This is a genomic window from Syntrophomonas wolfei subsp. methylbutyratica, from assembly GCF_001570625.1.
GTDB lineage: Bacteria > Bacillota > Syntrophomonadia > Syntrophomonadales > Syntrophomonadaceae > Syntrophomonas > Syntrophomonas methylbutyratica.
In genome coordinates, this window is sequence record NZ_BBQT01000033.1 from 1 (window position 1) to 11,330 (window position 11,330).

19 protein-coding genes and 1 pseudogene are annotated in these 11,330 nt (G+C 43.0%); 6 read left to right on the forward strand and 14 right to left on the reverse strand.

From position 1 onward, the window contains the following. On the forward strand, positions 1-260 hold a 260-nt coding region (locus AWB54_RS14515; RefSeq protein WP_174520071.1), incomplete at its 5' end, for a transposase. A gap of 63 nt (positions 261-323) precedes the next feature. Here AWB54_RS14515 and AWB54_RS14520 read toward each other — a convergent pair. Continuing rightward, positions 324-971 (reverse strand): DUF4351 domain-containing protein, encoded by a 648-nt coding sequence (locus AWB54_RS14520; RefSeq protein WP_061215320.1) that lies wholly within the window; start codon positions 969-971, stop codon positions 324-326. A 9-nt stretch (positions 972-980) separates the two neighbouring features. Further along, positions 981-1,349: a nucleotidyltransferase family protein gene (locus AWB54_RS14525; protein ID WP_061215321.1), complete on the reverse strand. Its 369-nt coding sequence runs from the start codon at positions 1,347-1,349 to the stop codon at positions 981-983. Between the two features lie 429 nt (positions 1,350-1,778). Between AWB54_RS14525 and AWB54_RS14530 the strand changes: the two genes are divergently transcribed. Next, positions 1,779-2,456, forward strand: coding sequence for a peptidoglycan recognition protein family protein (locus tag AWB54_RS14530; protein WP_061215322.1), 678 nt, complete (start codon positions 1,779-1,781; stop codon positions 2,454-2,456). Between the two features lie 71 nt (positions 2,457-2,527). Here AWB54_RS14530 and AWB54_RS14535 read toward each other — a convergent pair whose 3' ends face one another. The 3 genes and pseudogenes from AWB54_RS14535 to AWB54_RS16750 form a co-directional block, all read right to left on the reverse strand. Continuing rightward, the gene (locus AWB54_RS14535) at positions 2,528-2,965 is read right to left on the reverse strand and encodes a type II toxin-antitoxin system VapC family toxin (RefSeq protein ID WP_061215323.1); all 438 of its coding nucleotides are present in this window, start codon (positions 2,963-2,965) and stop codon (positions 2,528-2,530) included. Then, positions 2,956-3,204, reverse strand: a complete 249-nt coding sequence (locus AWB54_RS14540) for an AbrB/MazE/SpoVT family DNA-binding domain-containing protein (protein WP_061215324.1) — start codon at positions 3,202-3,204, stop codon at positions 2,956-2,958. Before AWB54_RS14540 ends, AWB54_RS14535 begins: the two co-directional genes overlap by 10 nt. A gap of 382 nt (positions 3,205-3,586) precedes the next feature. Then, a pseudogene (locus AWB54_RS16750) lies at positions 3,587-3,724 on the reverse strand (hypothetical protein); the annotation flags it as partial. Positions 3,725-3,958: 234 nt separating this feature from the next. On the opposite strand from AWB54_RS16750, the gene AWB54_RS16455 reads away from it, so the two are divergent. Further along, a complete protein-coding gene (locus AWB54_RS16455; protein ID WP_235811202.1) occupies positions 3,959-4,150 on the forward strand; it encodes a Uma2 family endonuclease in 192 nt (63 codons plus the stop codon). 82 nt (positions 4,151-4,232) lie between these two features. Here AWB54_RS16455 and AWB54_RS14550 read toward each other — a convergent pair whose 3' ends face one another. The 3 genes from AWB54_RS14550 to AWB54_RS14560 all read right to left on the reverse strand — a co-directional run bounded on the left by AWB54_RS14550 (position 4,233) and on the right by AWB54_RS14560 (position 6,233). Then, positions 4,233-4,844: a hypothetical protein gene (locus AWB54_RS14550; protein ID WP_061215326.1), complete on the reverse strand. Its 612-nt coding sequence runs from the start codon at positions 4,842-4,844 to the stop codon at positions 4,233-4,235. A gap of 321 nt (positions 4,845-5,165) precedes the next feature. After that, the gene (locus AWB54_RS14555) at positions 5,166-5,672 is read right to left on the reverse strand and encodes a YdcF family protein (RefSeq protein ID WP_235811203.1); all 507 of its coding nucleotides are present in this window, start codon (positions 5,670-5,672) and stop codon (positions 5,166-5,168) included. Positions 5,673-6,014: 342 nt separating this feature from the next. After that, positions 6,015-6,233: a hypothetical protein gene (locus tag AWB54_RS14560; RefSeq protein WP_061215328.1), complete on the reverse strand. Its 219-nt coding sequence runs from the start codon at positions 6,231-6,233 to the stop codon at positions 6,015-6,017. A 48-nt stretch (positions 6,234-6,281) separates the two neighbouring features. On the opposite strand from AWB54_RS14560, the gene AWB54_RS15810 reads away from it, so the two are divergent. Continuing rightward, complete coding sequence (locus AWB54_RS15810; protein WP_153014756.1) at positions 6,282-6,641, forward strand: hypothetical protein; 360 nt, start codon at positions 6,282-6,284, stop codon at positions 6,639-6,641. After that, on the forward strand, positions 6,641-6,949 hold the full coding sequence (locus AWB54_RS16055; RefSeq protein ID WP_061215329.1) for a hypothetical protein: 309 nt from the start codon (positions 6,641-6,643) through the stop codon (positions 6,947-6,949). Before AWB54_RS15810 ends, AWB54_RS16055 begins: the two co-directional genes overlap by 1 nt. On the opposite strand, the gene AWB54_RS16755 is transcribed toward AWB54_RS16055, so the two are convergent. Further along, on the reverse strand, positions 6,905-7,108 hold the full coding sequence (locus AWB54_RS16755; protein WP_153014757.1) for an AAA family ATPase: 204 nt from the start codon (positions 7,106-7,108) through the stop codon (positions 6,905-6,907). The two genes, AWB54_RS16055 and AWB54_RS16755, sit on opposite strands and share 45 nt — an antisense overlap. A 210-nt stretch (positions 7,109-7,318) precedes the next feature. On the opposite strand from AWB54_RS16755, the gene AWB54_RS14570 reads away from it, so the two are divergent. After that, the gene (locus AWB54_RS14570; RefSeq protein ID WP_235811201.1) at positions 7,319-8,317 is read left to right on the forward strand and encodes an Rpn family recombination-promoting nuclease/putative transposase; all 999 of its coding nucleotides are present in this window, start codon (positions 7,319-7,321) and stop codon (positions 8,315-8,317) included. A 536-nt stretch (positions 8,318-8,853) separates the two neighbouring features. On the opposite strand, the gene AWB54_RS14575 is transcribed toward AWB54_RS14570, so the two are convergent. From AWB54_RS14575 to AWB54_RS14595, 5 genes are all read right to left on the reverse strand, one after another. Next, entirely contained in the window at positions 8,854-9,285 is a 432-nt protein-coding gene (locus AWB54_RS14575) for a hypothetical protein (RefSeq protein WP_061215331.1), read from the reverse strand. Positions 9,286-9,301: 16 nt separating this feature from the next. Continuing rightward, positions 9,302-9,523, reverse strand: coding sequence for a hypothetical protein (locus AWB54_RS14580; RefSeq protein WP_061215332.1), 222 nt, complete (start codon positions 9,521-9,523; stop codon positions 9,302-9,304). Next, on the reverse strand, positions 9,501-9,815 hold the full coding sequence (locus tag AWB54_RS14585) for a ParA family protein (protein ID WP_061215333.1): 315 nt from the start codon (positions 9,813-9,815) through the stop codon (positions 9,501-9,503). The genes AWB54_RS14580 and AWB54_RS14585 overlap by 23 nt, the downstream gene beginning before the upstream one ends. Before the next feature lie 108 nt (positions 9,816-9,923). After that, positions 9,924-10,517 carry a YdcF family protein gene (locus tag AWB54_RS14590; protein WP_061215334.1) on the reverse strand — a complete coding sequence of 198 codons (594 nt, stop codon included), beginning with the start codon at positions 10,515-10,517 and terminating at the stop codon, positions 9,924-9,926. Positions 10,518-10,614: 97 nt separating this feature from the next. Beyond that, positions 10,615-11,130: a DUF4351 domain-containing protein gene (locus tag AWB54_RS14595; protein ID WP_061215335.1), complete on the reverse strand. Its 516-nt coding sequence runs from the start codon at positions 11,128-11,130 to the stop codon at positions 10,615-10,617. Positions 11,131-11,330 lie beyond the last annotated feature (200 nt).

Genomic DNA, 11,330 nt, shown 5'->3' on the forward strand with positions numbered 1-11,330 from the left:
TTGAGGAATACCGAAAGCGAGCGAAGATCGAACCCAAGAATGCAGAACTAAAAAGATTCCACGGATTGGACCGGGCCAAAGGCTACGGTCTACGAAGTATCCGCATTCAGGCCAAACTAACAGCCCTATCGGTAAATTTAAAGCGGATAGCCAAGCTGGTATCCGCCTTAAAGGGTTTACATGTTCTCATTTTGAAGTTATTATCTCCGTTGGTGGTTAACCGACCAGATTGTGACTGGGTAGCCGCCCAGGCGGCTTAAAAAGGATACTTTTTCAGTGGTTTCGGACCTGTCCCCTTGTCCCTACGCGGACTTTGTCTAAACTTATTTGCTTATGAAACTATTGACATCATCTATCGTCTCCAAATCAAATATTGCTTCCGCCAGTTCCTGCAGCTTTTCCACCGGCATAGACATCACCCTGTTTTCCATTTCAACCGGCATATATCCAAATTTCTTTTTCAGTAGTCGCAACAGTATGCTGGCCTGGCCTTCCGCTTTGCCTTCCGCTTTGCCTTCCATTCTACCTTTCATTTTGCCCTTTTCTTCCCAAGAAGTAGTTATTTCTATCATTCTCTTGGCCTCCTTTTCATCTACCTTGCCCATCTCTTCTTCCAGTTTTCTCTCTTCCTCCTCATTTAATATGAGGTAAGTCTCAAAAAATCCAGTCAGCAGGGTCATTCGAGCTGGATCCAATTCCATCCTGACCAGCATCCGCAAAAATTCCAGCTTTAGCTGTACCCGTTCTTTCTTCTGATAACCCATCTTGCTCAAAAGGGCTGCAGCTACGGGGTTATTGCTTTGGATATAATCTTGCCACTTATGTTTATTCAGCTCCAGGGTTAAAAAATGAAAATCCAAGACGGACATAAACGGGAACACCAGCTTAAACCGGTCCGGTTCATTCCGTTTCTCCGGGTAAGTGAATACTGCTATGGGTACTACCCGGCAACGATGCTTCTGATATAGCAACCCTATTAATCACAGCAAGACCCCCTTCTCCAAAACCTTATCTTTTAAAGAAATTATACAATCTTCCTCACAGGCCAAACTTATCTCTATCGGGGCAACGATATCTTCCGCTTCACTGTAGGCCCTCCAGTAGTTTCCTTGAAAACCTACCAGGTAAAGATCGATATCTGAATGCCGGTCGAATCCCCCCCAGGCTAGAGAACCATAAAGATAAACCTGCTTAACCCCGTAATGCTCCTTTAACATAGCTGCTACATCCTTTGCCTTTTGCAATGCCTGCTGGTAATAACGCCGCTCATCGAGTTTATCCAGTTTAATAAGATGTTTACGCATGGCGCGAAACTCCGAAAAATTAACGGCACTTCGTTTCCCGGACATTCCGCTCCCACCTTTCATAAGTATTTGGCTTCGTTTAAACATCGAAAGAAACTATAGAGCAGTATCAAGACAACGCTGCAAACACCATTTACCATAAGATGGTATACCCCAGAAAAACAGCCTGTTCATAGCAAAATGTAATTTAATCCTGCAAACTCTGCCAGCAGAGCCAGCAATATAAATCGCACCGTTGTCATCCCGCCCGCAAATAAGTCCGGGGACTTTTTTTCTACCCCTTTTGCCAAACAAGACGCTTTTATCATCCCCCAAGCAGCATCACTGCTTTAAGCGGGCCGGCAAATAAATATAGGCGGCTAAACAAAAGCCTCTTTCTGATTTTTGCCGTTTTCTCTTCACCCTAACCATCATTTAAACTGCTATTGAAAATAGCTTTGAGTTCAGCACAAATTTTTAAAAGGAGGGATGAGTGTGGACGAATTGCTAAATCCCCCAAGCGCAAGCGCCCGCGAGGGAAGGGCGATCTCCATCATAAAAACAGGGCTGTCGTTTGGGCGCCTGCTTGGCCGCCGCTCTACCAGGCGCATTATTATGCATCATTCTGCCAGTTCGGATGTTGCGGCAGCCACCATTCACGGCTGGCACCTCAAGCGAGGTTGGAGCGGAATCGGATACCATTTCGTAATCCGGCAGAACGGGGATATTGAAGAAGGACGCCCCCTGGATATGATCGGAGCACACGCTGGTTCCTTGGGTAACGGTGACAGCATCGGCATATGCCTGACCGGAAACTTTATGGAAGTCAAGCCTAGTGAACAACAGCTGTACTCTCTGGTCGAATTGGTTCAATACCTCCGGGAGCTCTATCAGGATAATCTGGAGATCATGAGACACAAAGATGTAGTTGCCAGCGAGTGTCCCGGTGATTTTTTCCCCTGGCCGGAAGATAACTGGCGCCTAAATAAGCCATCATGCAACGTACGCGAGGCATGTAATAGCATGGAACTCTGGAAAAATGAGCTGGTTAATGAAGCTTTGCGAAAAAACCTGATAAGCGAGCGGCATAACCCCGATGAAGCTGCCAGCAAATGGTTTGTTCTGGCGCTGGGATTAAATATCCTGAAGGAAATAGATAGAAAGCTGACATAGCTCCTCATCGCTCTTGAAAACCTTAACCAAGCTTGTAGACTTGCCCTGGAACATAACGCCAAATAATGCTCCTACAAATCTTCCAATTTAATCACCGGTATTTCTTTAATGGTGGCAAGATGATAATCATTGGTCAAAAATACATCTGCCCGTTGAATAATTGCTGTCGCAAGGTGGATAGCATCCGGCATTTTAAAGTTATAAACTGCCCTGATTCGAGCTGCCTCCTCGGCTACTTGGTCATCAACTGGGTACACTGTTAAATGAGGCATTTGAAACATAAGCTTGATTTGATCTAATGCCATCCAATTTCCCTCTTGGTACGGCTTAACAGCACATTCTGCAAACGCCATAACAGATGCTATGAGTTCCAATTTTCCTTGATTGGCGGCAGCGTCAATTAAAGGAACTACCTTTACGCCTAACACTTCTTGAGCAAACAAAGCAATAAACACATTTGTATCTAAAGCTAGACATTTGTTATTATGAAGAAAGCTTTCTATTTCCATGCGGTTTCCCGTTCCTTCTGCAAGTACTCCAGCGGTTTATCCCCCCAGGCATCTTTGCAACACCCATAAGCAGCTGATGCCCAATTCTCCGGTTTTTTCATAATCGATATGCGACCATTTCTATCGCTGCTCATGATTAGAATATCTCCAGGTCTTACCTGGGCATCTTCACGGATTCGAGCCGGAATTACTATTTGACTTTTAACACCCACTTTTACTTCTTCAACCACACCAAACATAGTAATACCCCCTCGCTATATTGTGTTTCTATTATAGGTAATAGTAAGCCAAAGTACAATATGGTAAGCCATATGTTGTCCCACCACCTACAGACCGGACTTGGGATATGGGACAGTGAACCTGTCCCCTTGTCCCACCCTTGTCCCATCAAAAATTAGACCAATGCAAAATTCTTGCCTCAATCCCTCGCTCAAACCTCCATTCCGGCTCATACCCCAGTTGTCTTTTTCTCTGCGGCAATCATTGCTCTTAATGAGTCGACCTTTTTTAAGGCATACGGAATAGCAGATAACATATTTTGCTTATATTTTACATAAATATCAAGGTTTATATATCAAAACAAGTATTGGTAAGAATAAATCCGGGGCCTGACCCCGGACTTTATTCTAGAATGATTTGATCCATTTGCTGAAAGAACTCCTGAATATCCTTTTTTATGGACTTGGCAATTGCCGGTAAATTTGTCAGCAAGGCTTGTTCTTTGACGGGGTCAATTCTGAATCCATAGGCATTACGGAAAACATGTCTGAATAAACATCAAACCATAGCCCTGGAATTAGGAAGACAGTTTGCCAATTACCTGCTGGATAAAGAATGCCAGGCAATCATTGCACCCTTTGATGTTAGAATTCCCAACGGATATGAAAAGGTTGAGGAAATTAAAACGGTGGTGCAGCCGGATATTATAGTAATCTGCGTTGCTCCAATCTGGATAATTATGGATACCGCGGTGCACCCGGACTAGTAATTGAGATTCTATCACCGGCAACCGCTAAAAAGGACCTCCAAGAAAAATATCGGCTTTATGAGCGTAGCGGCGTAAAAGAATATTGTTCCTGCCGTGCCTTCCTTCCCGAGCAACAGGCAGCCAGCCAAGCAGGAATACCTGCAAGGACCGCGGTTTGTTCTGGCGCTGGGATTAAATATCCTGAAGGAAATAGATAGAAAGCTGACATAGCTCCTCATCCACCCGCGCCTTCAAATTAAGATACTCAATCCTATCAATTCATAGTGAAAGGGGGCAGACTTACGGCCCTTTTTCGTGCTGATAAATAGATTCAGCTTCAGCAATGTAGCCTTCGATACTTTGCAGGCGCAGCAGTATTTCTCTAAAGCTGCGATAAAGAGCGCGAACCGCTTCCATTACCTGTTGCTCATCCCGGTCATCATCATCATTGCCTTCTAAAGCTTTTTGCAGATTTAAGCCCAGATGCAAGCTTTTCTGGGCTGTAGTCTGACTGCTGAAACACTCCAGTTCATCGCCCGTTTTTAACAATACCCGGCACTCCCGAAACTTTCCTCCCTGTATATCCTCGATATACTCCCCATCAAAATAGCCATAAACCATATCATTTCCCGCGAGCGCCTTGCGCATTTTCAAAGGAACAAATACCCTCTGCCCCAAATAAAACGGCAATATCATGCTGCGATTCAATAACTGCCCCAGCTGCTTCCGCTGGGCTTTCAAATCCAGAGCATAGCTCCGGGCTAAAGCAGTTACAACTGACTTTACTCCCCGCCGGTCCAGTAGTATTTCCCCAGAAGCCAGCCACAGCTCGGTAGCATTCCCCCGGTCGGTGTAAACCGGCCTTAATCCAATAACCTGATCATGAACCTGTTCTACTTTACCATTTACCATTAAACCTTCCTCCTTTATGGAAGCGGCACCCATTAACGAGGGGTGAAATATGTCCCCCGCTTCTTTAAGCGATCGGGTTCCTACTAACAAAACAGGCGGCGGGTTCTAATACCCCGCCTCGTTGCCCCGCTGTGTTGAAACTGCTCCGCAGTTTCTTCCGATGCTTAAAATAGGTACCATAAAATCCACATATTGTTATGGAAATAGTTTAACATATTTCAATGGAAAATAGAACAATTGTTCTAAATCGCCCGATAAATTTCTCTTCAAAATTATTAACGGGGAAATTTTATCCGGATTATTCTCTTTATTCTTCCCTCGTCATCTCCACCTGTCCACCAAATAAAAGTTTGCCAGCTTCGTGTATTCCGACACCACCCGTTTGGCATCCTCCCGGGACTGCCACCAGGCGGCAGCATTAAAATCGTCATAAGGAGTAGGGCAGGAAAGCACCTTCACTTCACGGTTCAGGCCCCCTAACGCCCAGCGAAAGAGTTTGGCCGAACGCTTGGAGTGAAACTTCGAGCTTACTAACAATACCTTATCTACCCCCGCTTGCTGCTCCTTAAGATATTGGGTTATTATAAGAGCTTCATCCTGGGTGCTGCGGGCATTCCCCGGCAATATGATAAAAGCTTCCTCCGGCACCCCCAGCTGAACCCCCACCGAAGCCGCCAATTCCGCATCCCGGGGCAGCTCCAATCCACGGGACTCCAGCAATTCATAACCCGGCTGCCAGTTGTCCACCATCACAATACGAGGAGCATAGCCCTGCTCATAAAGGTCCACCGCCCCCAATATCCTATCCGGCCCGCTGCCCATGAGCACGATAATCAAATCCGCTTTTTCCGGAAAATCACTGCTTACGTCTATGATGAGCTAGTTTTCATAAATAAAGAGAATCCAGAGAATGAGGATGAACTCAGTTCTTGGATTAGAACAGAATACAAAGGAAAAATCTACTCAACTAAAGATACTTTTGTTTGGAGAGCATATCTGCAATCATAAAATAATCATCTTGCTCTAACTGGGCTTCTGCAATTCTTTTTTGGGTGGAGGTAACAAAAACAATTAAATATGTATCACGTAACTTGTATGTTGGTGTCAGGCACCCGGGTCTATTCAAGAATCGAAAGGAGGAAGCGAAACTAAACTCTTTGCTTCCTCCTTTTATTTTTCCCCAGGATACTTTACCGCAACCACAACAGCATCATTCTCCACCGTCTCGATGTAAAATCTAAACTTTCGAACTACTAAACGCATAAAACCAGCATATTCTCCTGCTTCTTCGGTGTAAACTTTACCCAAAACAGGATTCAGTAGCAAGCTTTCCGTCTCCAAAATAACTTGGACGATATAGCCATATGTCTCCTCTGGGGTAAAACCCATCAATACCACAATAATATATTAACTTTTCTCTTAAATTGCTTTTCTTTAATGATAGCATTTTTAATTGAGTCAAGCTTCTTATTAGTACTGACATTTTTTAGTGGTGCATACGCTGCAGCTAACGGATCTTTGATCCCAAAAGAAAAGGGAAATCCTTCATCCATTATACGTGCCCACGGTATTTATCATTGGGAAAAACGAGTATTTAGAGCCGTAGTTAGAATAAATAATCCTAAAGGATTTAAAAAATATTATCAAACTGGGGGAGTAATTCGGTGTATACCCCAGAACGGGGTCTCAATAAAAAGAGGGGAATTTATTAGCCATTCAATTGATGATGGTGAAGTTATACGTTTTGAAAAGTGGAACGGTACTGATTGGGAATACTATGAAGGGTGTTGTTTTTAATGGCAATAAATAGTATTAACCCTGCTCAGTTAAGCTATACAGAATTTTTAGAGGATATCCAACTAGAATTAAATAATAACCCTAAGCAAACAATAATAGATTTAACACAAAGGGTCGTTCAGGAACAGCAGGCTGCGCCTTGGTCTACCGCCTTTAGGGAAGCGTGGCAGGATTCAAATCATCATACTGTGATACTTGAATCCTTATTACAGCTATGCAATAACCAAGATAGCACCCAGGCTCTAGGTGCTATACTACTCCTATCAGCAATTGATAAAACTCCCTCCAGCATTTTGGATATAGGATGACAGTTCACCCCGCGCCGAAATTGAAATAATTTGTAGCAGACGCAGCAAATTAGATTTGCCTGATCCGTTAGGCCCAATCAATATATTAAGATCTCCCGGTTTCCAGTTCACTTTTTTCAGCGATCTATAACCACTGACTTCTAATTCTAAAATCTTCAACGTTAGCTCACTCCCTTTCCAAGCGAAGCTTCCATATTTATCCTAATAATACTATAACGTTAATTGGAAAAACAGCATAAAGCTATATCGTCTACTGTAAATTTGGTTTCCTCAAATTATGGCAGGATTAATGTGAGAATTCACACCTATTCCCGGAGTTATTTTATTCTCTAATATTAAACTACATGATATAATGAAATTGGGCAGGTGATGAGATTGAAAATCCAGAATCCCCATGATAGATTCTTTAAAGAAACCTTCGGCAAGGTGGAGGTAGCAAAGGACTTTTTAAATAATTACCTGCCGGAAAATATTATAAAGGTCATAGATGTAGATACCCTGGAACCTCAAAAGGACAGCTTTATAAATGAAGAACTGCAGGAAGGTTTTTCCGATCTGCTTTTTAAGGCCAGCATAAACAAGAGAGAAGGATATATTTATTTCCTCTTTGAACATAAAAGCTATAGCAGTAAAGACATCGCTTTGCAATTGTTACGGTATATGGTAGAAATTTGGGAAACTAAAATCAAAAAAGAAAAATCAGATAAGTTACCGGTGATAATACCGCTGGTAGTATACCATGGCAAAGACCGCTGGAAAATAGGAACTACGCTGGGAGAAATAATAACGGGATATGAAGAGCTCCCGGAAGATATTAAAAAGTTTACCCCGAATTACGAATATTTGCTTTATGACCTTTCCCGGTATACTGATGATGAGATAAAAGGTGAAGCAATAGATAGAATAGCAATGACTATAATGAGAGATATATTCACGGAAGACAACAAGGGCCTGCTGGATTCTGTCTTTAGAGCAGTAAGCTATCTGCTGGAATTAGATGATAAACAGACAGGAATAGAATACTTTGAAACCCTGATGAGGTATATATTCAGCGCCAGAGCCGATTTGACCAGGGCGGATTTCAATGCAGTGGTTAAGAAAATTGATACTACTCATCCGGAAGGGAGTGAAACGGTGATGACTTTAGCGGAGATATTCAAAGAAGAAGGAAGAGAAGCAGGAATGAAAGCAGGAGAAGCAAAAGCTCTTGCAAGAACTGCGATAAAGTTATTGACTAAAAAATTCGGATTGTTACCCGAGGAATTTAAAACGGGAATATTGAAATTAGATTCCCCAACTTTGGATGTTATGATCGATGGCATTTTGGATTACAAAAGCCTGGAAGAGGTAAAAAGATACCTGCAATAACACAATAATAAAATCAGGAGGCTATGAACATAATCCCCCCCCTTTTACCTCTCGGTCGAATCCTGTCAGGTGCTCGGATTGCTCTTCGATTACAACTGCTATTTTGGATCGATTAATCCACAAAAGCTAGGTTATTCACTTAAACGGTTATCGTTTGAAACATCGCCAAACCATTTTCGGAAATAACTAGGTGTCCAAAGTTGTTTATCATTTTTTGTTCATTTTTACTTGACAGTTACACCATTCCTGGTTTTTAGGGTTTTTGATACGATCCAGGTCACGCATATACAGATGTTTAAGCATTTTTATGGCCTTTCCTTTAACCCTTTTGATAAATCTATCATTGAGAAGGACTGCTTTGTTTCCGTTGATCATAAGCAAATGGTTTCCCGCTTAAATTATCTTATCCATGACACCGGAGGAATGGGCGCAGATACTCAACCGGGAAAGGCGCAGAAGACTCGGTCTTTAGGGGTACGGGTTAACCTTTTCATTTTGCTAATTCCTCAAATGCTTTGGAATACTTTGATAATACTTTACATGCAGCTGTAACACTTCGTATCATAAGTCCTGGCTGCCAGTCTGCGGTGTCCCCTTTCCCGATAAACTTCCAGCTCCGGCGGCACCAATTCCCAGGGTGCTGATATGCTGCCCTGTTCTCCTTCTTCTACCTTAGCTAACTTCGATACTTTATAATAATCAACCGGCTCCATGTCCGGATCCGGTACAGGTAGACATTCACCAGAGATAATGTCATTAACTTTGAAGTTGAATTTTGCTTGGGCTGCTTTGCCGATACCGATGGAGAATATATTTTGATTAGATGATATCGTTTCTTGGTTATCAATGGTTCCGGCAATTTTAATGGCATATCCCAAATATGTATGAGAAGCTTCATCGAATGAACGGGTCAGTCTTATTCTTGGCTGGATCGATGTGATGATACCTTTGAAACTTAATTTGTCCATTTGATGGGTAACCTCCTTACAATCGCGCCGCCACCTTCTCCGCCATGCTGAGACAGGTAGTCAATTTACCTCCGTAAACATGAATCAGCCTGGTCCCTTCCTTACGAATTACATCAATTTTATAATCCCGGCTCATGCTGGTAGCATCAGTTTCGTCATGCTTGTCTATTACCAGGGGCCTGATGCCCAGGAAAGTACCACAAATATCCTCCCGGTTAATAGGTATAAGAGGCCACATTGATATTTGGCTTTTCCATCTGTAAAAAAGGTAGATATAAATCGCTAATTGTCCCCATTTTCTTGATAAAAAACAAATCTTCGTATTCCTTCTCCCCCAGGCAAGAAACCGATAAGCTACACTGGGCATCATTATCTATCAAAAGTATCCTTGGTAGCTCTGTCGTTCCCAGGTACTTAATTCGCTCTTCATCACTTAAATGATAGAACCCCGTACCCAGGTGATGGGTAAGAGTAGTCTTGCCCACTCCCCCCTTCCAATTAATCACACTTATAACCTTACAATCTGCCACTATTCCCCTCCCCTTTATCTGCTTACTTTTAGAAATAGTAGCATAAATTGATAAATTTTCCAATAAACTGACCTGTTAAATATGTCGGGGGCCTGTCCCTGGACATATTCATCTCCACCTGTCCACCAAATAAAAGTTTGCCAGCTTCACGTATTCCGACACCACCCGTTTGGCATCCTCCCGCGAGCTCCACCAGGCGGCAGCATTAAAATCGTCATAGGTAGTCGGGCAGGATAGCACCTTCACTTCACGATCCAGGTCTCCCAATGCCCAGCGGAAGAGTTTAGCCGAACGCTTGGAATGAAACTTGGAGCTTACCAACAATACCTTACCTACCTCCGGCTGCTGCTCCTTAAGATATTGGGTTATTATAAGAGCTTCATCCTGGGTACTGCGGGCATTCCCCGGCAATATGATAAAAGCTTCCTCCGGCACCCCCAGCTGAATCCCTACCGAAGCCGCCAGTTCCGCATCCCGGGGTAAATCTACATCACGAGATTCCAGCAGTTCATAACCCGGCTGCCAGTTCTCCACCATCATAATACATGGCGCATAGCCCTGCTCATAAAGATCTACTGCCCCCAATATCCGATCCGGACCGCTTCCCATGAGCACGATAATCAAATCCGCTTTTTCCGGAAAATCAACAGTTACTATTCCCACTCCGGCATAACGAAAAAATACTGCCAGCAGAGCCAGCAATATTATGCATATGAATAAAGCCAGTTTCTTCTTAACCTTTATTTAAAAACCCTCCCATTTGCAAATAACTCCGGGTGTCCCCGGAGTTATTGAACCTTTATAAAAAAGCCTTTACATCTTCAAACGTCTCCAAATCAAATATGGCTTCTGCCAGCTGCTGCAACTTTTCGGCGGGCAGAGCCTTCACCTGATTTTCGATTTCGGTAGGTACATTGGTAAATTTCTTTTTTAACAACCGTATCAGCAAATCGGCTTGCCCTTCCACTCTACCCTCCACTCTACCCTTTCGCTCCCAGGAAGTGGTTATCTCCATCATTTTTTCGGCCTCCTTTGTATCTATTTTACCTATTTCCGCCTCTAATTGCTTCTCTTCTTCCTCATTTAATTTGAGGTATGTCTCAAAAAATCCAGTTAATAAAGTATTACGAGCTGGATCCAGTTCCATCCGTACCAGCATGTGTAAAAACTCCAGTTTTACCTGCACCCGTTCTTTTGCCGAGTAACCCATCTTACTTAGTAGGGCTGCAGCTGCCGGATTGTTACTGCGAATGTAGTTGCGCCAGTTGTGTTTCTTTAATTCCAGGATTAGAAAACGGAAGTCCAATACCGGCATAAATGGAAATTCCAGCTTAAAATAATCGGGGTCATCTCGTTTTTGCGGATAACTAAATACTGCTATAGGCAGTTGTAACTGTCAAGTAAAAATGAACAAAAAATGATAAATAACTTTGGACACCTAGTTATTCCCAAAAATGGTTTGGCGGTGTTTTAAACGATAGCTGTCACCGCTTAAATGGATAACCTCACTTTTGT

Excerpts from the sequence above, each read along its gene's own strand:
- AWB54_RS14525 (WP_061215321.1), bottom strand. The coding sequence starts at position 1,349 with ATGTCCGGGAAACGAAGTGCCGTTAATTTTTCGGAGTTTCGCGCCATG.
- AWB54_RS14535 (WP_061215323.1), bottom strand. The coding sequence starts at position 2,965 with ATGGAAATAGAAAGCTTTCTTCATAATAACAAATGTCTAGCTTTAGAT.
- AWB54_RS14540 (WP_061215324.1), bottom strand. The coding sequence starts at position 3,204 with ATGTTTGGTGTGGTTGAAGAAGTAAAAGTGGGTGTTAAAAGTCAAATA.
- AWB54_RS14550 (WP_061215326.1), bottom strand. The coding sequence starts at position 4,844 with ATGGTAAATGGTAAAGTAGAACAGGTTCATGATCAGGTTATTGGATTA.
- AWB54_RS14560 (WP_061215328.1), bottom strand. The coding sequence starts at position 6,233 with ATGGGTTTTACCCCAGAGGAGACATATGGCTATATCGTCCAAGTTATT.
- AWB54_RS15810 (WP_153014756.1), top strand. The coding sequence starts at position 6,282 with ATGATAGCATTTTTAATTGAGTCAAGCTTCTTATTAGTACTGACATTT.
- AWB54_RS16055 (WP_061215329.1), top strand. The coding sequence starts at position 6,641 with ATGGCAATAAATAGTATTAACCCTGCTCAGTTAAGCTATACAGAATTT.
- AWB54_RS14570 (WP_235811201.1), top strand. The coding sequence starts at position 7,319 with ATGAGATTGAAAATCCAGAATCCCCATGATAGATTCTTTAAAGAAACC.
- AWB54_RS14575 (WP_061215331.1), bottom strand. The coding sequence starts at position 9,285 with ATGGACAAATTAAGTTTCAAAGGTATCATCACATCGATCCAGCCAAGA.
- AWB54_RS14580 (WP_061215332.1), bottom strand. The coding sequence starts at position 9,523 with ATGTGGCCTCTTATACCTATTAACCGGGAGGATATTTGTGGTACTTTC.
- AWB54_RS14595 (WP_061215335.1), bottom strand. The coding sequence starts at position 11,130 with ATGCCGGTATTGGACTTCCGTTTTCTAATCCTGGAATTAAAGAAACAC.